General features: G+C 45.0%; 21 protein-coding genes and 1 other RNA gene. 13 read left to right on the forward strand and 9 right to left on the reverse strand.

Features of this window, described 5'->3' with window-relative positions; genetic code table 11:
• Window positions 1–207 precede the first annotated feature (207 nt).
• The 4 genes from leuO to ilvN all read left to right on the forward strand — a co-directional run bounded on the left by leuO (window position 208) and on the right by ilvN (window position 5,904).
• Window positions 208–1,167, forward strand: a complete 960-nt coding sequence (gene leuO / locus CAG60_RS10655) for a transcriptional regulator LeuO (RefSeq protein WP_004394352.1) — start codon at window positions 208–210, stop codon at window positions 1,165–1,167.
• A gap of 178 nt (window positions 1,168–1,345) precedes the next feature.
• On the forward strand, window positions 1,346–3,151 hold the full coding sequence (locus CAG60_RS10660) for an AMP-dependent synthetase/ligase (RefSeq protein ID WP_161438912.1): 1,806 nt from the start codon (window positions 1,346–1,348) through the stop codon (window positions 3,149–3,151).
• Between the two features lie 517 nt (window positions 3,152–3,668).
• Window positions 3,669–5,408, forward strand: a complete 1,740-nt coding sequence (locus CAG60_RS10665; protein ID WP_040903847.1) for an acetolactate synthase 3 large subunit — start codon at window positions 3,669–3,671, stop codon at window positions 5,406–5,408.
• A gap of 1 nt (window position 5,409) precedes the next feature.
• Complete coding sequence (gene ilvN / locus CAG60_RS10670) at window positions 5,410–5,904, forward strand: acetolactate synthase small subunit (protein WP_004394349.1); 495 nt, start codon at window positions 5,410–5,412, stop codon at window positions 5,902–5,904.
• Window positions 5,905–5,962: 58 nt separating this feature from the next.
• Here ilvN and serA read toward each other — a convergent pair whose 3' ends face one another.
• The 5 genes from serA to zapA form a co-directional block, all read right to left on the reverse strand.
• Window positions 5,963–7,192, reverse strand: coding sequence for a phosphoglycerate dehydrogenase (gene serA / locus CAG60_RS10675; protein WP_004394348.1), 1,230 nt, complete (start codon window positions 7,190–7,192; stop codon window positions 5,963–5,965).
• Window positions 7,193–7,535: 343 nt separating this feature from the next.
• The gene (gene rpiA / locus CAG60_RS10680) at window positions 7,536–8,192 is read right to left on the reverse strand and encodes a ribose-5-phosphate isomerase RpiA (RefSeq protein ID WP_004394347.1); all 657 of its coding nucleotides are present in this window, start codon (window positions 8,190–8,192) and stop codon (window positions 7,536–7,538) included.
• A gap of 163 nt (window positions 8,193–8,355) precedes the next feature.
• Entirely contained in the window at window positions 8,356–8,946 is a 591-nt protein-coding gene (locus tag CAG60_RS10685) for a 5-formyltetrahydrofolate cyclo-ligase (protein ID WP_004394346.1), read from the reverse strand.
• Window position 8,947: 1 nt separating this feature from the next.
• A non-coding RNA gene (gene ssrS / locus CAG60_RS10690) (6S RNA) lies at window positions 8,948–9,131 on the reverse strand.
• A 22-nt stretch (window positions 9,132–9,153) separates the two neighbouring features.
• Entirely contained in the window at window positions 9,154–9,456 is a 303-nt protein-coding gene (gene zapA, locus CAG60_RS10695) for a cell division protein ZapA (RefSeq protein WP_040903846.1), read from the reverse strand.
• Between the two features lie 240 nt (window positions 9,457–9,696).
• Here zapA and CAG60_RS10700 point away from each other — a divergent pair, with 240 nt between their 5' ends.
• From CAG60_RS10700 to CAG60_RS10710, 3 genes are read left to right on the forward strand one after another with little or no spacing between them, the layout of a single operon-like run.
• The gene (locus tag CAG60_RS10700) at window positions 9,697–10,272 is read left to right on the forward strand and encodes a YecA/YgfB family protein (protein WP_161438936.1); all 576 of its coding nucleotides are present in this window, start codon (window positions 9,697–9,699) and stop codon (window positions 10,270–10,272) included.
• A gap of 11 nt (window positions 10,273–10,283) precedes the next feature.
• On the forward strand, window positions 10,284–11,462 hold the full coding sequence (ubiH, locus tag CAG60_RS10705; RefSeq protein WP_161438914.1) for a 2-octaprenyl-6-methoxyphenyl hydroxylase: 1,179 nt from the start codon (window positions 10,284–10,286) through the stop codon (window positions 11,460–11,462).
• Window positions 11,463–11,473: 11 nt separating this feature from the next.
• Window positions 11,474–12,721 (forward strand): FAD-dependent 2-octaprenylphenol hydroxylase, encoded by a 1,248-nt coding sequence (locus CAG60_RS10710; RefSeq protein ID WP_161438937.1) that lies wholly within the window; start codon window positions 11,474–11,476, stop codon window positions 12,719–12,721.
• Window positions 12,722–12,822: 101 nt separating this feature from the next.
• Here CAG60_RS10710 and CAG60_RS10715 read toward each other — a convergent pair whose 3' ends face one another.
• The 3 genes from CAG60_RS10715 to ygfZ all read right to left on the reverse strand — a co-directional run bounded on the left by CAG60_RS10715 (window position 12,823) and on the right by ygfZ (window position 15,029).
• On the reverse strand, window positions 12,823–13,029 hold the full coding sequence (locus CAG60_RS10715) for a DUF1107 domain-containing protein (RefSeq protein WP_040903845.1): 207 nt from the start codon (window positions 13,027–13,029) through the stop codon (window positions 12,823–12,825).
• A gap of 559 nt (window positions 13,030–13,588) precedes the next feature.
• On the reverse strand, window positions 13,589–14,065 hold the full coding sequence (locus tag CAG60_RS10720) for an aminoacyl-tRNA deacylase (RefSeq protein ID WP_161438915.1): 477 nt from the start codon (window positions 14,063–14,065) through the stop codon (window positions 13,589–13,591).
• Window positions 14,058–15,029 carry a tRNA-modifying protein YgfZ gene (ygfZ, locus tag CAG60_RS10725; RefSeq protein WP_161438916.1) on the reverse strand — a complete coding sequence of 324 codons (972 nt, stop codon included), beginning with the start codon at window positions 15,027–15,029 and terminating at the stop codon, window positions 14,058–14,060. The genes CAG60_RS10720 and ygfZ overlap by 8 nt, the downstream gene beginning before the upstream one ends.
• Window positions 15,030–15,176: 147 nt before the next feature.
• On the opposite strand from ygfZ, the gene CAG60_RS10730 reads away from it, so the two are divergent.
• Both CAG60_RS10730 and CAG60_RS10735 read left to right on the forward strand, forming a co-directional pair.
• Entirely contained in the window at window positions 15,177–15,437 is a 261-nt protein-coding gene (locus tag CAG60_RS10730) for an FAD assembly factor SdhE (protein ID WP_004394337.1), read from the forward strand.
• On the forward strand, window positions 15,406–15,810 hold the full coding sequence (locus CAG60_RS10735; RefSeq protein WP_337247109.1) for a protein YgfX: 405 nt from the start codon (window positions 15,406–15,408) through the stop codon (window positions 15,808–15,810). The genes CAG60_RS10730 and CAG60_RS10735 overlap by 32 nt, the downstream gene beginning before the upstream one ends.
• A gap of 5 nt (window positions 15,811–15,815) precedes the next feature.
• On the opposite strand, the gene nadB is transcribed toward CAG60_RS10735, so the two are convergent.
• Window positions 15,816–17,420 carry an L-aspartate oxidase gene (gene nadB / locus CAG60_RS10740; protein ID WP_004394336.1) on the reverse strand — a complete coding sequence of 535 codons (1,605 nt, stop codon included), beginning with the start codon at window positions 17,418–17,420 and terminating at the stop codon, window positions 15,816–15,818.
• Between the two features lie 327 nt (window positions 17,421–17,747).
• Here nadB and rpoE point away from each other — a divergent pair, with 327 nt between their 5' ends.
• From rpoE to CAG60_RS10760, 4 genes are read left to right on the forward strand one after another with little or no spacing between them, the layout of a single operon-like run.
• On the forward strand, window positions 17,748–18,320 hold the full coding sequence (rpoE, locus tag CAG60_RS10745; RefSeq protein WP_040903842.1) for an RNA polymerase sigma factor RpoE: 573 nt from the start codon (window positions 17,748–17,750) through the stop codon (window positions 18,318–18,320).
• A 31-nt stretch (window positions 18,321–18,351) separates the two neighbouring features.
• Window positions 18,352–18,978, forward strand: coding sequence for a sigma-E factor negative regulatory protein (locus CAG60_RS10750; protein ID WP_161426007.1), 627 nt, complete (start codon window positions 18,352–18,354; stop codon window positions 18,976–18,978).
• The gene (gene rseB / locus CAG60_RS10755; protein ID WP_161438917.1) at window positions 18,975–19,937 is read left to right on the forward strand and encodes a sigma-E factor regulatory protein RseB; all 963 of its coding nucleotides are present in this window, start codon (window positions 18,975–18,977) and stop codon (window positions 19,935–19,937) included. The genes CAG60_RS10750 and rseB overlap by 4 nt, the downstream gene beginning before the upstream one ends.
• Window positions 19,934–20,404 carry a SoxR reducing system RseC family protein gene (locus CAG60_RS10760; protein ID WP_161438918.1) on the forward strand — a complete coding sequence of 157 codons (471 nt, stop codon included), beginning with the start codon at window positions 19,934–19,936 and terminating at the stop codon, window positions 20,402–20,404. Before rseB ends, CAG60_RS10760 begins: the two co-directional genes overlap by 4 nt.
• Window positions 20,405–20,439 lie beyond the last annotated feature (35 nt).

The following is a 20,439-nucleotide window of genomic DNA, read 5'->3' on the forward strand; positions in this document are numbered from 1 at the left end:
AATTAAAGGTGGTTTATTTGCTTATGGTAAAATTTACTGACTTTTTCTCAATCCTATTGCTATTAGTTAAATGAATCGTTGATAGTAGGTCTCACCAGAAATTATCTGGGTAATAAATACTTCTGCATTCTTTTTTTGCTTGAGATGGGTTACCACTCATTACGGTGAAATTTGAGGTAGATGATAATAAAAAAAGAGGCGTACTTTATGCTTAACAAAAAAGATCCAATGAGCGCAATTGCTAGTTACCGTATGGAAAGCACTCTGCGTAGCGTTGATTTAAATTTACTCACTGTGTTCGATGCGGTGATGCAAGAGCAAAATATTACTCGAGCTGCCCATAATTTAGGCATGTCTCAACCTGCAGTGAGCAATGCGGTTGCGCGTTTAAAAGTGATGTTTAATGACGAACTGTTTATGCGCCAAGGACGAGGGATTCAACCCACACCACGTGCTCGTCAGTTGTTTGGCCCGATTCGCCAAGCACTACAACTCATTCGTAATGAATTACCAAGCTCGGTGTTTTCTCCTCTGACCTCGACTCGTTTATTCAAACTAGCGATTTGTAGTCCTTGTGATATTCGTTTTGCACCGCAAATTATGGCGACCATTCATGAGCAAGCGCCTCACGTTCAATTGCATCTTGATGCGGAGTTTGATCGTCAATTAGCTGAGCGCATGCGTTATCAAGAGATTGATTTTGTTATTGACTACGCCCGATTTGATGAACAAGGTTTTTCCAGTACCGAAATATTCCAAGATGAGTTAGTGGTGGTCGCTGCCAAATCTCATCCACGAATTCAAGGATCGATCACTCGTGAGTTACTGGCGAGTGAACAACACGCTAAGCTGTCAAAAGTTCATGGTCAACGCAGTTTTTCTGAGCAGGCATATCGTGAATTAGATTGCCAAGCAAACTACGAAGGAACCAGCTTGAGCAATGTACTTTATGTCGTTGGTCAATCTGAACTTGTAACGATTGCTCCACGTTGGGTCGTTGAACACGCAGCGAATAAAGAGCAGTTGCAAATTCTAGATTTTCCATTTGATCATGCAAGTATCAGCGGTTATTTAAGCTGGCACGAATCAAGTGAAAAAGACAAAGGCCATATTTGGTTACGTGACCAATTAATGATGACTTGTGGCAATGTCGTTGCCTTGTCGTAAATAATATTGGCGTGGCGTGAACTTCAGGTTAGGGAAAGCCTTAACCTGAAGTTCTTTTTTGTTTTAAGAGGCAATCTTTTCGTAAAAGTTTGATACCGTGCCATTGTCTTTTCAACGGTTAAATGTACACTTGTTCGCTCAAAAAATAGCTTACAAGTGTAAGCCATAGGTAAGAGACATGGTCAATTTAGATTTTCATATCGTTAACTGTATTCGTGAGCAAATTTCGCGCGGTGGCAATCGTATTGCATTACAGCATAAAGTGGATAAAGCGTGGCAGGACATTACTTGGCATCAATTTGGTCAACAAATGGATCAACTGTCCTTAGCATTATTATCGTTAGGTTTGGATGTTCAAGATAAAGTCGCAATTTGTTCCCCCAACATGCCACGATGGACAATTGCCGATTTTGCTGCCTTGCAAGCAAGATTGGTGACGGTGCCGATTTACCCAACCAATACACCAGAGCAGTGTGCTTATATTTTGCACAACTCGGATGCCAAAGTATTATTTGTCGGTGAGCAAGCACAGTATGATGTGGCTCTCGCTATTTTTGAACAATGTGAGACCTTACAATTGATCATCGCCATGAGTGATGACATTGATTTACAGGGTTTTTGCCATGCTTTTACTTGGAGTGATTTTATTGCTCAAGGTTCTACTGCTCAGCAAGCTGAGCTATCGGCACGTATCGCAAAGGCTAACTATGATGATCTTTATACCCTAATTTATACATCAGGCACGACCGGACAACCTAAAGGGGTGATGCTTGATTACCGTAACATTGGCGCTCAATTAGAAGGGCATGATCAACGGTTAACTCTTTCTGATCAGGACATCTCTTTGTGTTTCTTACCACTTTCGCATGTCTTTGAGCGCGCTTGGAGTTGTTATGTTCTGTATAAAGGAGCGACCAACGTTTATTTGCAAGAGGTATCTCAAGTCCGTGAGGCATTGAGTGAGGTGCGCCCTACCGTGATGTGTGCTGTACCGCGTTTTTACGAAAAGATTTTCTCTGCTATCCATGAAAAAGTCGCGAAAGCGCCATTTCATCGCAAAGCCTTGTTTACTTGGGCGGTCAACATGGGAGCCAAAATGGCCTTATGTCGTCAAGAGAATCGTCAACCGTCATGGTTGTTAGTGCGTAGCTATCAGCTTGCGGATAAATTGGTGTTGGTTAAGTTAAGAGCTTTATTGGGCGGACGAATCCATTTTATGCCATGTGGTGGCGCAAAATTGGATGAAACGATCGGACGCTTTTTCCATGCGATTGGCATCAATGTCAAATTGGGTTATGGCATGACGGAAACCACTGCTACCGTCTCTTGTTGGAACGATCACCAGTTTAATCCTGATTCTATTGGTATCAGTATGCCGAATGTGCAGCTTAAAATTGGTGAAAATAATGAAATTTTGGTTCGCGGGCCGATGGTGATGCGTGGTTATTACAAAATGCCGCAAGAAACCGCGAATAGTTTTGATGAACAAGGCTTTTTAAAAACTGGTGATGCCGGACATATTGATGAATACGGTAACGTTTTTATTACCGATCGCATTAAAGAGTTAATGAAAACCTCGAATGGTAAATACATTGCACCTCAGCTTGTTGAAGGCACGATAGGCAAAGATCATTTTATTGAACAAATTGCCGTAATTGCCGATACGCGTAAGTTTGTTTCTGCATTGATTGTTCCGTGTTTTGATACACTGGAGAGCTACGCGAAAGAATTAAATATTAAGTATCACGATCGTCTTGAACTGATCAAACATAGCCAAGTGTTGGAAATGTTCGAAAAACGAGTTCATGATTTACAACAAGGCTTGGCTAAATTTGAGCAGGTAAAACAGTTTAAACTGCTGCCTAAAGCCTTTTCTATGGATGAAGGTGAATTAACCCCAACCCAGAAACTGCGTCGTAAAGTGATTAATGATCGCTATCAACACGAAATTGAAGACATGTATCGTGATAAATCAAAAGAGTAAATTCTCGAACGCTTGTCACGCGATATGATTATCCGTTAAGCCAGAATGTTCTCCGCCCCGATCGCTCGATGACAGGGGCGGAAGTAATGATAGCTTATAGCCACTGTATTTTGATTGACTACGTTTTCTAGTGCCTTAAACCATCTTGCGTGGCGTTCGCGTGTGAGTCTGGATGTATTGCTGCATCAAGAAGAGAGCGATGGACTAACGTAACAAAATATTACTCTGTTTTTTATCCTCTTTCTGCCTCTCTACTCTGTGTATGATGATAAATTCAACATTGAGCGCCTTTTATACATTTATTTACCTTATCTTATTGTTTGCTGGCGTTTTATGCCATTAGACCTAATGAAAATAAACCGTTACAGTTGTTGCGTTACCTTAGCACTTGTTATGACCGGTGCGGGACATAGCGGAAAGCGGAAGGCTTCCACATCAGGCTACAAATAAGCCCTAGACTATGTAAAACCAGCTTTATGCACTGACCCGGTGTAGAAGATTGGTCAAGGAGAAGAAAATGGCAGAATTACCCAATAGAGCGATGTTATCTGGCGCTGAAATGGTCGTGCAATCGCTGATAGAAGAAGGGGTGGAGCAGATTTTTGGCTATCCCGGTGGTTCCGTATTAGATATTTACGATGCATTACATCTCAAAGCTGATCAAATTAAGCATGTATTGGTTCGGCACGAACAAGCCGCCACGCACATGGCGGATGGTTATGCTCGAGCCACAGGAAAGACGGGAGTGGTATTGGTCTGCTCTGGACCTGGTGCGACCAATACCATCACCGGTATTGCCACCGCGTATATGGATTCCATTCCAATGATTGTTATCTCTGGTAACGTTGCCACCAATTTAATTGGTAATGATGCTTTTCAGGAGTGTGACATTGTTGGTGTGTCAAGGCCGATTGTAAAACACAGTTTTTTAGTTAAAAAAGCGCAAGATATCCCAGAAACGATCAAAAAAGCGTTTTACATCGCTGCCACTGGACGTCCTGGTCCTGTGGTGATTGATATTCCCAAAGATGTAATGAACCCTTTGGTTAAATTACCCTATCAATACCCAGATTCTATCCATCTACGCTCCTATAACCCAACGACTGCTGGTCATAAAGGGCAGATTAAAAAAGCCTTGAAAGCGCTGCTCGCTGCTAAAAAACCGGTACTGTATATCGGTGGTGGGGCGATCATTTCACAAGCCGATAAACCTATCAGAGCCTTAGCCGAACAGCTCAATCTTCCTGTGGTCAGTACATTGATGGGATTGGGCGCTTTTCCTGGTACCCATAAAAATAGTTTAGGCATGTTGGGTATGCATGGTTTGTATGAAGCCAATATGGCGATGCATCATGCGGATTTAATTTTTGGGGTCGGAGTTCGGTTTGATGATCGTACGACGAATAATTTGGAAAAATATTGTCCCAATGCCAAGATCATGCATATCGATATTGATCCATCTTCTATCTCAAAAAATGTCAAAGTTGATTTACCGATCGTCGGCTCAGCTGAACAAGTTTTAACGACCATGCTCAAATTATTGCACGAGCAAGAAGAAGCTAATGATCATCAAGCATTGGCCTTGTGGTGGCAAGAGATAGAGCAGTGGCGAGAGCGTCAATGTTTACGCTATGAAACTTCTGCCGAACGTATCAAACCTCAGCAAGTGATCGAAAGCTTATTTCGGCTTACCGAAGGCAATGCTTATGTAGCCTCTGATGTTGGTCAGCATCAAATGTTTGCTGCGCTTTACTATCCATTTGATAAGCCACGTCGCTGGATTAACTCTGGTGGTCTTGGCACGATGGGGTTTGGTTTACCCGCGGCGCTTGGTGTTAAGTTTGCGCTTCCAGAAGAAGAAGTGGTGGTGGTGACGGGTGATGGCAGTATTCAAATGAATATCCAAGAGCTTTCTACCGCATTGCAGTATGGTATTCCGGTCAAGATCATCAACCTCAATAACCGTTTTTTAGGCATGGTCAAACAGTGGCAAGATATTATTTATCAAGGCCGCTACTCTAACTCTTACATGAGTTCAGTCCCTGATTTTGCCGCGATAGCGGAAGCGTATGGCCATGTTGGGATGCGCATTTCATCTCCTGATGAACTGGAATCAGGACTGGCTAAAGCGCTCGCGATGAAAGATCGTTTAGTGTTTGTTGATATTAACGTTGATGAGACCGAGCATGTTTACCCAATGCAAATTAAGGGTGAAGGCATGGATAAAATGTGGTTAAGCAGAACGGAGAGAACCTAAAATGAGATATATCATTTCCTTACTGTTGGAAAACCAGCCTGGTGCGCTTTCTCGTGTGGTTGGCTTGTTCTCTCAGCGTGGTTATAACATTGAAACGTTAAACGTCTCGCCTACAGATGATGCAACATTGTCGCGTTTGAACATCACCACTAAATCGGATCAGATGCAGTTAGAGCAGATTCAAAAGCAACTGCATAAATTGATCGATGTTTTGAAAGTGCAAGAAGTCTCGGAGTTTGAGCATATCGAGCGTGAATTGATGTTGGTGAAAGTCAAAGCCAGCGGTTTTGCTCGGGCTGAAGTTAAGCGCACGGCTGATATCTTTCGTGGTCAGATTGTTGATGTGACTGCTGCGCAATATACGGTTCAATTAACCGGAACCAGCGATAAATTGGACGCCTTTATCGCGGCGATCACCGAAGTCACGGAAGTGATTGAAGTGGCGCGAAGCGGTGTGGTTGGCATGACTCGTGGCGAGCGAGCGCTGCGCGGTTAAGGCAAGCTAAAAACGAAAAAAACCAGCCTCGGCTGGTTTTTTTCGTTGTATGGTTTGATTAATGAAGAATACGCGCACGAATGGTGCCATCGATAGCCTTAAGCTTGATTAAGGCTTCTTCGGAGCGTGCCGTTTCGACATCGATAACCACATAGCCAATATTGGCGCTAGTTTGTAAATATTGCGCGGCAATATTGATCCCATCTTGGGCAAAAATGGTGTTAATTTGGGTTAGGATACCGGGGCGATTCTCATGGATATGCAATAAACGAGAACAATCACGATGCTGAGGTAGTGATACTTCAGGGAAGTTAACACTCGATAGGGTTGAGCCGTTATCTGAGTATTTGGTGAGCTTACCAGCGACTTCGATACCAATGTTTTCTTGCGCTTCTTGAGTTGAACCGCCAACGTGTGGGGTAAGAAGGACATTATCAAATGCAGTGAGTGGTGACTCAAAGCGTTCTTTGTTTGACGCCGGCTCCGTTGGGAAAACATCAATCGCGGCTCCGGCAATATGGCCAGATTCAAGAGCGCCACACAGTGCCGGAATATCAACCACGGTACCCCGAGCAGCGTTGATAAATATAGCGCCTGGTTTCATGCGGGCGAACTCTTCTACGCCCATCATATTTTTGGTTTCCGGCGTTTCTGGGACATGCAAAGAGATAACATCACACTTATTGAGTAGCTCACTCATGGTATGTACTTGAGTGGCATTGCCCAAAGAGAGTTTATTCTCAATGTCATAGAAATAGACATGCATACCGAGGTTTTCAGCAATAATTCCGAGCTGAGTACCAATATGACCATAACCAATAATCCCTAAGCGTTTACCGCGCGCTTCATAGGAATTGTCGGCACTTTTTTTCCAGATGCCACGATGAGCCAAAGCATTTTTCTCTGGGATACCGCGCAACAACAAGAGGATTTCGCCTAAAACCAATTCGGCCACACTGCGTGTGTTAGAAAAGGGAGCATTAAATACCGGAATACCACGTTGGGCTGCGGCCTTTAAATTAACTTGGTTGGTGCCAATACAAAAACAACCGATAGCAACCAGCTTATTAGCGGCGTTAATCACCGACTCGGTGAGATTGGTTCGCGAGCGAATACCGATAAAATGGACGTCTTTGACGGCTTCCAGTAGCTCGGCTTCTTCGAGCGAACCTTTGTGATATTCAATATTGCTGTAACCAGCAGCTTGTAAAACTTCGACGGTTGAAGGGTGTAATCCTTCCAGCAGTAAGATTTTAATTTTATCTTTTTCTAGTGAAACTTTGGCCATGATACTCGTCCTTAAATATGGGAAATGGGCTTATTGAGTGAACCACAAGTATCCCCATTCCGTTTGAAGTCACCGCTTCACGTCGTTGATGATTGCGTGATAAATCGGTCATAGAGCTATTTTTCAAATGGTTTGGGTATCAAACGTCAATTATTGGACTTGTTTTATTCAACGCAAACGTTTTCCTTGTGTGTCTTTGCTCCAATAAACTAACAAATATTTTCCGGTTTGGGTAAGAAAATTACGGAATAAGCGAGAATATTCTTTAATGAAAAGCAATAAAAACGGCACTCAAGGTGCCGTTTTTAATCAAATAACCAAAAAGGTGGTGATTTTCTCAATCTTATTCTTCGATTTTGGCACCTTGCTCGGTTCCCGTGATCACCACATCGGCACCACGATGAGCAAATAAACCATTGGTCACGACACCGGTAATCGAGTTAATTTTATCTTCCAGCGCTTTGGCTTGAGTAATGTGCAGATCGTGCACATCCAAAATAATATTACCGTTATCAGTAATCACCCCTTCACGATAGACAGGTTTTCCGCCCAATTTGCTTAATTCACGGCTAACGTAGCTACGTGCCATTGGGATAACTTCAACTGGCAGTGGAAATTTCCCTAGCACGGGAACAGCTTTACTGCCATCGACGATACAGATAAATTGTTTAGCAATCGCTGCAACAATTTTTTCTCGCGTTAAGGCCGCACCACCGCCCTTAATCATTTCGCGTTGAGCGTTGATTTCATCAGCCCCATCCACGTAAACATCTAATGCTTCAATGTCATTACAGTCATAAACTTTGATACCAAGTGCTTGGAGTTTTTCTGTTGAAGCCAATGAGCTCGAGACTGCGCCTTGAATATCATCCTTAATAGAGCCTAAGGCATCGATGAAGTGATTAACAGTTGAGCCTGTACCGACACCAACAATACTGCCTTTTTTGACATAGTTAAGTGCAGCCCAGCCGGCGGCTTTTTTCATTTCATCTTGAGTCATGCCTATCTCCTGATTGTGAGTCATTGAATGTTGATTGGTATTGAACAAGTAACCCTGCCAATACATTAACCATAAAGGGGGAATAAGGGCGAGATTATATACTCAAATGGTGTTCAGCTGTACTGAGAGAAGGCAACTATCGAGTCGTTTATGTCTACGCTGATCACGCTTTCCACTGCCAAAGTCGGGTGGGAGTGACGATTTTAGGTAATGGGACATCCCAACTTTCGTGAGGTAATTGCTCTAGATATTGGCAGTCATGCGCAAGACCAATCGGTGTGGCTCCTTGCCCAGTTACAAACCAATTAGCGAGAGTGCGATCATAATATCCTCCGCCCATCCCTAAGCGTTGACCATGAGCATCAAAGGCCACTAACGGGGTGCAAATCAGATCCAGCTGTTTCAGTGGTTGAATCAGCTGTTGATTGAGTCGCGGCTCAAGAATCGCAAAACGATTACGCACCATGGGTGTGGTCGGTTGATAACGTAAAAAAAGAAGGTGACCGGGAGAAAATGGGTGCAATACCGGTAGATAAACATATTTACCTTGGGCCCATAACCATTCAATCAGAGGTTGAGTATTTAATTCGCCATCAGTAGCCAGATATAGGGCAATATGTTGGCTTGTTTGCGCTTCAGGAAGCTCGATAAAGCGTTGGATTAAGGCTTGACTGGCTTGTTGCTGCTCGGCCTGAGACAGTTGATTGCGTCGTTGACGAATCAATCCACGCAGCTGTTGACGGGTGTGTAACATTAGGAACCCCAGAGTGCCGTTGAGGACTGTGGCCCTTGAACCAGCTGGTTCAAGGCGGATTAGCAATGGCTACCGTAGGCTTCTCGGTACAAGCCGAGCCTGCTCAATAGTGACCAAGTACCAACCCTTATGTGTTGCTTATCGGCTCAGGGACGTACATCCTCTGACAAACACTCCAGGGTAAAACTTGTGCAGATAAAAATAACACTATCCGTGTGGTACTTTATTGAGTACTGCTTGTAGCGATGCAGTCAGCTCTTCCACTCGCTCACTGATTTGTTGCTGTTGTTCATTCTGCTTTTGCCGTTCCGTTTGTAGCTCATAGCAGATATTGAGAGCGGCAATGGTAAGTAGCTTAACCTCATTAGTTACCTTAGTACGTTCAGCCATATCTTTCAATCGTTGATCGAGATCTTGTGCGGCACGTATTAACGATGCTTCTTGTCCAGAGGGACAATTGACACGCGTTGTTTTGCCTAAAATTTCAACGTCAACCGCTTGATTACTCATGATAAGTGAACTCTATTCGCGTAACTAATGATGATTCTATCTGAGCAACCATCGAGGGGCAAACTATAGGTAAAGTGGTCACAAGATTCAAGCTTTTCACGTGGATAAATAGTAATTGGTAAAGCAAACACCGACTTATTAACCAATTTGCGTTAAAGCGAAGCACAAACCCTACACTGAGGATTTTCCCGATGACCTTGAAGTGATAGGATGGCGATTATTTACCATGATGAAGTGACCATGAGCGATACAACGTTTCCCAGTTATAACCAACTAGCCAGCGAACTCCAGGCGGCATCGTTAGCGATAAATCCAGCTGAACTGCATGGTTTGATCGCAGGGATGTTAGCCGGAGGCTTAACTTTGAACGATCAAAGCTGGCAGCCGCTGCTTTTTGATTATACCAATGATGGCATGGGCTGGCCGACGAGCGCATTAGAAAAAGCCAAACAGTTATTGTTAGCGACTCAAACCGAGCTCGCCAGTGACGATTTTAAGTTAACCTTATTGGTACCGATCACCGATGATACGAATGCCTTATTTCAGTTTGCAGATGGCGTCGCTGATTGGGTTAATCACTTCATTTCTGGACTGGGTTTAATGGCCGTTACGATGTCCGGTTTATCTGCACATGCCAAAGAAGCACTGCAAGATTTAGAAGAGATTGCAAAATTAGGTATTGATGAAGAAGATGATCTCGATCAGCAAGCACAGTTACTTGAGCATGTGATTGAACATATCAAAGCGTGTGTGTTTATGTTGTACATCGAGTTCAAAGGAACCGTAAATCCTGATACCAAACCTATTGTGCATTAAGTGAGGAAGCTGTGAGAGAGGTGCAATCTTTTGATGTGATTATTGCTGGTGGTGCAATGGCGGGGTCGACATTGGCGTTAGCGCTGAACGCGTTAAGTCAGCAACCTCTATCGATCGCCATCATCGAACCGTTTCAAACGGACCATCATGCACATCCTGGGTTTGATTCTCGCTCAATTGCATTGGCTCATGGTACGGTAGAATTATTAAAAAGCTGGGGGGTGTGGGATAGCCTATATCCTTTTGCAACACCCATCTCCCAGATCCACGTTTCTGACCGCTCTTATGCTGGGATGGTTAACTTCGATTCCGCGCAGCTTGGTTTAGACGCTTTAGGGTATGTGGTCGAACTGTCTAAAGTCGGTCAACAGTACGCTGAGAAAATTAACGCCTGCGATAATATAACTTACTATTGTCCGCTTAGCGTTGAGCATGTTGAGCGGACGTCGGAACAGGTTAGCGTGACCTTATCTGATCGGCAGATAATTACAGGGAAGTTATTGGTTGCCGCCGATGGTGCGCTGTCGACATCTAGTTCCCAAATAGGATTCGTTCGCCAAGAGCATGATTTTGAACAGGTGGCCTTAATTGCCAATGTACTTTCTGATCAGGCACATCAGGGACGAGCCTTTGAACGTTTTACTTCATCTGGGCCTTTAGCGCTATTACCCATGAGTGACAATCGTTTATCGTTAGTCTGGTGCTTATCTGCCGAGCAAGCTGAACGGATGCAGCATATCTCAGACAGTGAGTTTCTTACCCAATTACAAGCGACGTTTGGTTGGCGTTTGGGGCGATTTTTACAGGTTGGACAGCGTTCTACTTACCCATTACTCCTACGTTATCATCCCCAGACTATCGCGCATCGATTTGTCACCATTGGTAATGCGGCGCAAACGCTGCATCCGATTGCAGGGCAAGGTTTTAATTTGGGGATCCGAGATATTGCCGCACTGGCGCAAGTGCTTAGCGAAGAAGATACTCGGTTGATGGGGGACTATCGCCAATTAGCGACGTTTCGTCAGCGCCGTGAAACGGATCGTCAAGCAACGATTCAATTAACGTCGACATTAGTTCATCTATTTTCTAATGATTGGCTGACATTACGAGTGGGACGTAACCTGGGATTAATGGCGATGGAAATGCTTCCCTTGCTAAAAACCCCCTTGCTCAATCGCACTTTAGGATAAAGGTAATGAATATGATGCAAAGTGTGGATATTGCCATCGTCGGTGGCGGTATGGTTGGGTTAACACTTGCGGCAGCGCTAAAAGATTCCGATTTGAGAATCGCGATCATTGAAAGTAAAGCCCCCGACACTCAGCTTGATGCTTTGCCAGACGTTCGAGTGTCTGCTTTGAGCCGCGCGAGTGAAACGGTATTGAAAAACCTTGGCGTGTGGTCGGGGATCCTCGCTCGTCGAGCGACACCATACTTGGGTATGGAAGTGTGGGAGCAAGATAGCTTCGCTCAGATAGCGTTTTCTGCGCAGCAGATTACCCAGCCCAACCTTGGGCACATTGTTGAAAATAGAGTCATTCAGTTGGCACTGCTGGATGAAGTAAAAAAACAATCCAATGTCAGTTTATATATGCCAGCCAATTGCCAACAATTGGCTATTGGTGAGAATGAAGCGTGGCTAACTCTCAGTGATGGCCAAGCGTTGACCGCGAAACTGGTCGTGGGGGCGGATGGTGCTCACTCTTGGGTGCGTCGCCAAGTCGATATCCCCTTAACGTATTGGGATTACGGGCATCATGCTTTGGTTTCTAACGTGCGCACTGAACTGGCGCATCAGGCGATGGCTCGACAAATTTTCACTCCCCAAGGGCCGTTAGCCTTTTTGCCGATGAGTGAAGAGCACATGAGTTCGATTGTGTGGTCAACTGAATCGAGTCGTGCGCAGCGATTGATGGCGCTAGATGATCTGGAATTTAATAAAGCACTGACGGTTGAGTTTGACGCTCGTCTTGGGCGATGTGAAGTCGTCGGAATACGACATGTGATTCCTTTGACGGCGCGTTATGCTCGTGATTTTGCTAGACCGCGTATCGCGTTAGTGGGTGATGCGGCGCATACGATTCATCCTCTTGCTGGGCAGGGCGCTAATTTGGGGCTACTTGATGCGGCAAGTTTAGCTGAGCATATACTGATCACTTGGCAGCAAGGATTTGATATTGGCCATCATCGCCATTTACGACCTTACGAACGTTGGCGTAAAGCAGAAGCCGCCAAAATGCTTGCTAGTATGCAAGGTTTTAAAGAATTATTTTCCGGGAGTCATCCGGCTAAGAAATGGCTGCGTGGTATGGGCATGCATTTGGCTGGTCAGCTTCCCGGGGGGAAACAGATGATGATGATGCATGCGCTTGGTTTAAAAGGTGAACTACCTAAAATTGCCCAGTGCTTTAATGCGGATCATCACCGTGATCACAACCCATGTCGCTAGCGGAGCGGTTCGCTGAACCAGAGTTTCGCGTGTCGATGACGCATAAAAAAAGGGTTGGCCTTAAAGCCAACCCTTTTTCGATGAATGAGGTAATGAGGGAATTAAGCGTAAGCACAACGTAAGCGACGGATTTCTTGGTTGACCTCATTGACGGTCTGGAAATGTCGTTGTTCAGCACGTTCAGGTAAAATCAGTTTTCCATGGTCAAACTCAAATCGACCGACACCGTAGATATAGATTCTTCCTTTAAAAAGACGACTTACGTGCTTAGCAATCATACTGGGTGTATAGCGCTTAAACAGTCTCATATTTCGATCCTTTCTTTGTTTCCATATTAGTAAGTATAAGTTAAATCACAGAAAAATAGTGTGATGAAGGCAGCTATACTTACTGCATTGACTGACGAGTTTAATAATTTGCCGTACTACCTATCCCGTTTCGGTTGATGATCATTTGGCGATAGGATAGACCATGGTTTAGGTATCGACAGCAGTAATGATTTTTTTGTGGCACCTATTGAGCCAAATGAATATGACAGTAATAAGAATAGCGGAAGAAAATAAAAACGAGTGATAGGTGAGTGATTTTTTTGTAAAAAACGCCCGCAAGGTTGCGGGCTAAATAATCACAGATGCATTACACACAAAGCGAGTTACAGGCAAACCCTGCTAATCACTTTTTACTGACGATGCTACTGAACACTTAATCGGTACTTTGATATCAAGTGAACGGACTGACCTTCATCAGTAAAATTAGGGTAACTGAAAATTACACCATTAACTATTTATGATTGAAAAGTGATTTAATATTCACGTGGATACACTGAATAATTTAGGTGTGATCACACTATTTTGACCATGAATAGCGCTAATCGCGAACAATATCTGCAAATTGAGGTTGGCATAATTTCACTAAGTCATTCAGTGCTAACGCTATCCCAGCATACGCTGAGCCACTGCTGATGGTTACCAGCGTGTGTTGCATTAATGAATAATCAAAAATAATCGGCAGCGATAGGCTCAAGCATAATGGAGTGACGGTCCCTATCGTATAGCCTGTTAACGCTTCAACTTGAGATCGGTCGACACAAGTCACTCTTCGCCAATCCAATATTTTGCGAACTAGCTTAGGGTCGACAGAGCGATCACCTGGTACACAAGCTAAAGCTAAGCGGTTACTCATGTCGCGCAATAAAAGACATTTGACCATTTGACTAGGATGGATGCCGCGCTGACGAGCGGCATCTTCGATGCTGATTGCGGCTGACTGATGGTGCAGTAGCTGATGATCGATTCCTTGTTGCTCTAGATAGCGGATGATTGGGGTTGAAAGTGGTTTAAGCATTATCCAGTGAATAAGGTAAAGGTTGCAGTGTCCAACGTGTCTCTGGCTGAGACTTGATGCGTAACAGAGTATCAGCCTCTAGGTTATTAGGCAGAACGATTAATCCGATGGCACGCTGATCAGTAAAGGTGTAATGAGCCATGAGCACTCCAGCGCTGCGCCAGTTATCACCAACCGCTCGCTCTAATTCTATGCTTTGATTGGCGTTTAACGGCTGATGGATATCACCGGCGACCAGACATAAAGCCCGTTTGTTGATCCCACGATATTTGGCTCGTGCTACGGTTTCTTGCCCGGTATAGCAACCTTTATTAAAACTGATGCCACCTAAAGCCTGTAAGTTTAACGCTTGCGGGATATGTTCATTTTGCTGCTCTTGAGTGACGATCGGCAGTGCTTCTTGAATCTCAAAACGAGTCCAGATCTCTGAGTTGACCCGTTGGGCCGGTATGCTTTCCAGTAAGGCTTCTACAGAATCCGGCTTAACTAACAGTAACCAACGTTGAGCACTGATTTTTACCGCTGTGCCTTGCTCTAAAACGCGTACGTCATCGCGACAATCATTGAATTGGTTGAGCCACAGCTCAGCTTGTTTCCCGATCAGGCCTAAAGCGACATCTTGGCTTTGCTCGATGGTCACTTTAGAAAAAATCGCGTACTTTTTGAGTTCTCGTAATTCGACGTCAACCGCTGAAGCGGGTTGGAACATGGCGTAGCCATCTCGATGATGAAATAAACGAAAAGCGCTCCATACTTTGCCTTTCGCGTCGCAGTGGGCGCCGTAAACCATTTGTTGTGCAGGTAATGCAACCACATTACAGGTGAGCTGTCCTTGTAAGTAAGGTTTACTGTCGATGCCTGAAACGTAGATTGCGGCCCATTGTTCGAGATGGGTCACCATCAATTCAGGCAATCGATCGTTGGCGGTCACTAAAAGAGGGGTAAATGTATTTTTCCAGCTCATATCCTTCACCTAACTGAAATGATTTTCACTATGTTAATCTGGATCAAGTTTTTTGTCAGCTTGAATAGGGACTGTGACTAAGCTACTAGTTGTATTGAGGGTTGCTTGTTACACTTGCTGAAAATCTACCTAAGGTGAGGAAAGTCGATGTACACTACGCAAGAGAAAGCACGAGTGAAATGGGCATGCCGTCGTGGCATGTTAGAGCTTGATGTGGTTGTCATGCCCTTTTTCGAGGAGTGTTTTGAAGCCTTGAGTGAATCAGAACAGCAAGATTTTGTCTCTTTACTTGAGTGCGATGATCCGGATCTTTTTACTTGGATCATGGGGCATGGTCGCTCAGAAAATCTCGGTCACGCTGCCATGGTAGACAAGATTGTCGCTTATAATCTCAGCAAAGTCCGTTAAGCTTGCTTTAACTCCTTCCCTGTTTGCCCATATTACCGCGTGGTGTCTGTTGATGCTGCTGATATGGGCATTATTAATTTCACCCATCCCTCTCGTGGCCGCAGTGGTTATTCTGTGTTATTGGTTAAAGACGCCTTTATTAGATTGGCTGCCAGTCACCTTGTCAGAAGAGATCGAGATTGATTTTTCCGGACGGCTACGATGGGCAGACCAAGAGTTTTCCTACCAAGGTGTATCGTTATTATATCGAGGATTATTCATTCGTTTTTATGGTCGACAGCGATCAGTACTCTTATGGCGAGATAGCTGTTCTGAAACGGATTATCGTCAGTTGCTGGGGCGCTTAAAACGGGAGCACTCAGGCTCCCGTTGACGCTATCATCTTGGTGAGAGAATGGTTGGGCCACTTTTTTCTAGTGGTTGCGGATAGTCTAACGTGTAGTGTAACCCTCGGCTCTCTTTGCGTTGCATCGCACAGCGGACCATGAGCTCTGCGACCTGCAATAAGTTACGCAGCTCAAGGAGGTTATTGGATACTCGGAAATGGCTGTAGTATTCATGGGTTTCTTGCTGCAATAACTGAATGCGTCGTAAAGCTCGTGCTAAGCGTTTATCGGTACGAACAATGCCCATGTAATCCCACATAAATAGACGGAGTTCATGCCAATTGTGTTGAATGACGACTTCTTCATCCGAGCAAGTCACTTTACTTTCATCCCAATGAGGTAGTGACGGTGGCATCTGGGCTTGAGGATGCTGACGTAAAATATCCTGCGCCGCAGACCAAGCATAAACCACACACTCTAACAAAGAGTTAGACGCCATGCGGTTGGCACCATGCAAGCCGGTATAACTGACTTCACCAATCGCATACAACTGTTTAAGATCGGTCTGGCCCTGTTGATTGATAACCACACCACCACAGGTGTAATGAGCCGCTGGGACAATCGGGATCGGTTCTTTGGTCATATCAATGCCCAAATCCATCAGTCGGCTATGTATGGTTGGAAAATGCTTCTCTATAAACTCAGCAGGCTTATGGCTGATGTCAAGATACATACAATCAGCGCCTAAGCGTTTCATCTCATAGTCGATGGCTCGAGCGACGATATCCCGTGGGGCTAGTTCGGCCCGCGGATCAAAATCGGTCATAAAGCGGCTGCCATCGGGGCGACGTAAATAAGCGCCTTCACCGCGCAGTGCTTCGGTAAGCAGGAAATTACGAGCCTCTGGATGATACAAACACGTTGGATGAAATTGGTTAAATTCCAGATTGGCGACTCGGCAACCCGCGCGCCATGCCATTGCGATACCATCTCCCGAAGAGACGTCTGGATTTGAGGTGTATTGATATACCTTTGATGCTCCGCCGGTCGCGAGCACAACAAATTTAGCTCGAATCGTCTCAACGTGTTCATCGTTACGATTCCAGACATAAGCCCCGACCACTTTATCCGCATCGCCACCAATTTTATCTTCGGTGATCAAATCGAGCGCATTGTAGCGCTCAAACAGGCGAATATTAGGATGATGGAGAATATTATCTTGCAGCGAGGTTTGCATCGCCATGCCGGTGGCGTCAGCGGCGTGCAAAATACGTCGATGGCTATGACCACCTTCACGGGTTAAATGGTAACGTGGCTGCCCCGCGGGATCGTTCTCTTCTCTATCAAAAGGAACGCCGCCATCGATCAGCCACTGAACACACGCTTTGGCATGCTCAGCGATAAATTGTACCGTCTCTTGGTCGCAGATCCCTGCGCCAGCGATCAGCGTGTCTTGCACATGAGATTCGATACTATCGGATTCGTCAAACACCGCCGCAATACCGCCTTGTGCGTAATAGGTCGCCCCTTCACTACGAGGTCCTTTGCTCAATACAATCACATGACAGTGCTCGGCTACTTGCAGCGCTAAAGATAAGCCTGCCGCGCCACTACCTACTATCAATACGTCGCATTGATGTTCTCGAGAGTCGTTCATAAGATGGTTTACTTCCTGAATTTTAAGTGGAACACGCCCACTTGAAATTAAACTAAAGCTGACAAGGTATTTACTTGTTGTAAACGTGACTAACCTTTAAGATCTTTATACCTTGCTGCCTATACCTCAAGTAATCTAACTTAGGTATCCGTTGTTCATTACAGCATAATGCGCAGCGTAAAGGAAAATTTTACCTGGCATTGAACTTTCTGTGTGTAATTGAGTCACAATAGTGCTCATGTAAGCAGTGGTGTCAAGCAAGCATTCTGCATAATTAGAGCCCATATCTGAGAAGGTAGGGGGATAACAATAGGAGTAACCGCTCGAATGAACGAGCAGCTGACCGATCAAGTGTTGATTGAGCGAGTTCAGAACGGAGATAAGCAGGCATTTAATCTTTTGGTGTTGAGATACCAAAATAAAGTGTGCAATCTTATTTCGCGGTATGTGAGCAACGCTGGAGACGTGCCCGATGTCGCACAAGAAGCGTTTATTAAAGCGTATCGTGCGATTCCGACGTTTCGCGGTGAGAGTGCGTTTTATACTTGGTTATATCGCATTGCTGTCAATACTGCGAAAAATCATATCGTCGCTCAAAGCCGCCGGCCACCCGCGAATGATATTGATGCTGAAGACGCTGAATTTTACGAAACTAATAATGCATTAAAAGAAATATCGAACCCTGAAAACATTACGCTGTCCAAAGAGTTGAAGCAGGCGGTGTTTAATGCGATAGAGGCGTTGCCTGAAGATTTAAAAACTGCGATGACGTTGCGAGAGCTGGAAGGTTTAAGCTACGAAGAGATCGCCGAAGTCATGGATTGCCCCGTTGGTACGGTGCGTTCTCGTATCTTCCGTGCTCGTGAAGCGGTTGAAAAGCGGATTAAACCGCTTTTGTAACCGATAATGAGCAATAAACATGGTGAAAATAATGGCTGACAAAGAAAAGCTTTCAGCGCTTATGGATGGCGAAGTGGTCGATAAATCGTTGTTACAAACGATCGCTCACGATGATGAAAGTCTCGATACGTGGAAAAACTACCACTTGATCGGTGATGTCATGCGTGGCGATGCCCCCGTGAGTTCAGAATGGAATATTGCTGGAAGCGTCGCTTTCGCTCTAGAAAATGAACCAGCTCATACTCGGTTAAGCGCCGTCACAACAAGTGAATCTGCTGAGCCTCGACTTGAGGAGCAGCCTTCAGCGCAAAAAGCTCGTCGTCAGTTGCCTGCTTGGCTTAGTCAGCTTGGACAAGTGGCGATTGCGGCCAGTGTGTCGTTAGCGGTGATTATTGGTGTTCAGCAATACGGTGGCAGCGATACTGTTGGCGCGCAAGATGATCAAATTCCGGTTTTACAGACAATCCCATTTTCAGGCAGCGCTGAGCCAGTGAGTTTGACGCGTGATTCCGTCAATCGACACTCCAGTAATGAAGCCAGCATGCAAGAGCAGCGTCGGCGAATTAATGCGTTACTGCAAGATTACGAACTACAGCTAAGATTAAACAGTGATAATCTAGCCCCTCACACTCACCTAACTGAACCGGTAGTGGAATGAAAAAAATCCTGATCAGTGTGCTGGCACTGTTCAGTTTGCATGTAACTCAGGCCTTTGCAGAGGAATTATCTGCGGAGGCTTTGTTGCATCAGATGAACGACGCAAGTCAGCATCTTAATTATGAACTCTCTTATATTCTGCTGAAGAAAAACAGCATTGAGCCTTTGCTGTATCGTCACGCTCGGCAAGATGACCAACAATTTGCACATTTAATTTATCTGAGCGGTCCTGTACGAGAAGTGATTCGCCGTGGTAATGAAGTCAGCTACATCGAACCCGGTGTTGAGCCTTTTACGATTGAATCTGGCACTATGGTCGCGCCAACCATTCCGATGCTCAACAGTGATGTCGCTAAGCTTGGTCAATACTATGATTTTGTTAAGATGGGGCGCGCTCGTGAAGCAGGAGCGGCCTGCCAAGTCTTGCGGATTGTACCTAAAGATGGTTTGCGCTATTCCTATGTACTGTGGATAGATGAACACAGCTCGCTGCCTTTACGTGCCGATTTAGTTGATCGCGATGGAGAAGTGCTTGAGCAGTACCGCACTATCTCTTATTCAATTAATGATCAATTGGCTACGCTAATGTCTGGACTGAATAAGGTTCAACTGCCTGAAGTGTTGTCATTGCCTAAAGGCAATATTCAGCAAACTTTTTGGACCGTGGGTTGGAAGCCTGATGGGTTTCAACCTCTTGAGTTAAATCGCTATCGGATGGCGATGACAGAGCGTTTAGTCGAGAGCCAGATGTTTTCCGACGGTCTGTTTAATTTTTCTGTGTATGTCTCCGTTCGTGATGACCATTCGCTCAAAGGCCAGTTGGTTCGGCAAGGTCGACGTACCTTACACAGTGTGATTAATGGCGATAACGAAATTTCCGTGGTCGGTGATATTCCTCCAGCAACTGCGCAGCGTATTGCTCAATCGATCACGTTTAGTCGTACTGAGGCCTCACCATGATGACTGCGCTAGCCACCGTGACTGAGGTAAAGCCCCAACCCAGTGGTTATCTCGTTGCGTTGAGTTGTGATCAGCAAACCAGCTGTAACCAATGTACTTCGGTTAAAAGCTGTGGAACAGGTATTGTCTCAAAAGCGATAGGCAATAAAGCCTTATTTTGGCGCTTAGTGACCGATAAACCAGTCACCATCGGACAAATCGTCGAGATTGGTTTACCCGAAAAAAGCCTGCTGCAGTCGGCAGCCTTGGTCTACTTAGTCCCACTATTGATGATGATTGTGGGAGCGGTATTGGGAGAACTGTGGTTTGCGTCATTGTTAGGGGCATCGGAAGGCATCGTGATTGCTTGTGCGCTACTGTTTATGGGCTTAGGCGTTGTGATTGCAAAATATTTTTCTACTCAGTTAGAAAATGACTCATCACAGCAGGTGATCTTGCTGCGTGTCCTTGGTGAGCCGATCGCCTAAATTATGGTGCGAAGCCTAGCGAAATTGGGTAGAAT

The sequence above is a fragment of the Vibrio sp. V33_P6A3T137 genome (genome assembly GCF_009904835.1).
Taxonomy (GTDB): Bacteria; Pseudomonadota; Gammaproteobacteria; order Enterobacterales; family Vibrionaceae; genus Vibrio; species Vibrio metschnikovii.

Excerpts from the sequence above, each read along its gene's own strand:
- CAG60_RS10660 (WP_161438912.1), top strand. The coding sequence starts at position 1,346 with ATGGTCAATTTAGATTTTCATATCGTTAACTGTATTCGTGAGCAAATT.
- rseB (WP_161438917.1), top strand. The coding sequence starts at position 18,975 with ATGAAAAAAATCCTGATCAGTGTGCTGGCACTGTTCAGTTTGCATGTA.
- CAG60_RS10710 (WP_161438937.1), top strand. The coding sequence starts at position 11,474 with ATGATGCAAAGTGTGGATATTGCCATCGTCGGTGGCGGTATGGTTGGG.
- leuO (WP_004394352.1), top strand. The coding sequence starts at position 208 with ATGCTTAACAAAAAAGATCCAATGAGCGCAATTGCTAGTTACCGTATG.
- zapA (WP_040903846.1), bottom strand. The coding sequence starts at position 9,456 with ATGAGTAATCAAGCGGTTGACGTTGAAATTTTAGGCAAAACAACGCGT.
- CAG60_RS10715 (WP_040903845.1), bottom strand. The coding sequence starts at position 13,029 with ATGAGACTGTTTAAGCGCTATACACCCAGTATGATTGCTAAGCACGTA.
- CAG60_RS10700 (WP_161438936.1), top strand. The coding sequence starts at position 9,697 with ATGAGCGATACAACGTTTCCCAGTTATAACCAACTAGCCAGCGAACTC.
- CAG60_RS10760 (WP_161438918.1), top strand. The coding sequence starts at position 19,934 with ATGATGACTGCGCTAGCCACCGTGACTGAGGTAAAGCCCCAACCCAGT.
- CAG60_RS10665 (WP_040903847.1), top strand. The coding sequence starts at position 3,669 with ATGGCAGAATTACCCAATAGAGCGATGTTATCTGGCGCTGAAATGGTC.
- rpiA (WP_004394347.1), bottom strand. The coding sequence starts at position 8,192 with ATGACTCAAGATGAAATGAAAAAAGCCGCCGGCTGGGCTGCACTTAAC.
- CAG60_RS10685 (WP_004394346.1), bottom strand. The coding sequence starts at position 8,946 with ATGTTACACACCCGTCAACAGCTGCGTGGATTGATTCGTCAACGACGC.
- ilvN (WP_004394349.1), top strand. The coding sequence starts at position 5,410 with ATGAGATATATCATTTCCTTACTGTTGGAAAACCAGCCTGGTGCGCTT.
- CAG60_RS10750 (WP_161426007.1), top strand. The coding sequence starts at position 18,352 with ATGGCTGACAAAGAAAAGCTTTCAGCGCTTATGGATGGCGAAGTGGTC.
- serA (WP_004394348.1), bottom strand. The coding sequence starts at position 7,192 with ATGGCCAAAGTTTCACTAGAAAAAGATAAAATTAAAATCTTACTGCTG.
- rpoE (WP_040903842.1), top strand. The coding sequence starts at position 17,748 with ATGAACGAGCAGCTGACCGATCAAGTGTTGATTGAGCGAGTTCAGAAC.
- CAG60_RS10720 (WP_161438915.1), bottom strand. The coding sequence starts at position 14,065 with ATGCTTAAACCACTTTCAACCCCAATCATCCGCTATCTAGAGCAACAA.
- nadB (WP_004394336.1), bottom strand. The coding sequence starts at position 17,420 with ATGAACGACTCTCGAGAACATCAATGCGACGTATTGATAGTAGGTAGT.
- ygfZ (WP_161438916.1), bottom strand. The coding sequence starts at position 15,029 with ATGAGCTGGAAAAATACATTTACCCCTCTTTTAGTGACCGCCAACGAT.
- CAG60_RS10730 (WP_004394337.1), top strand. The coding sequence starts at position 15,177 with ATGTACACTACGCAAGAGAAAGCACGAGTGAAATGGGCATGCCGTCGT.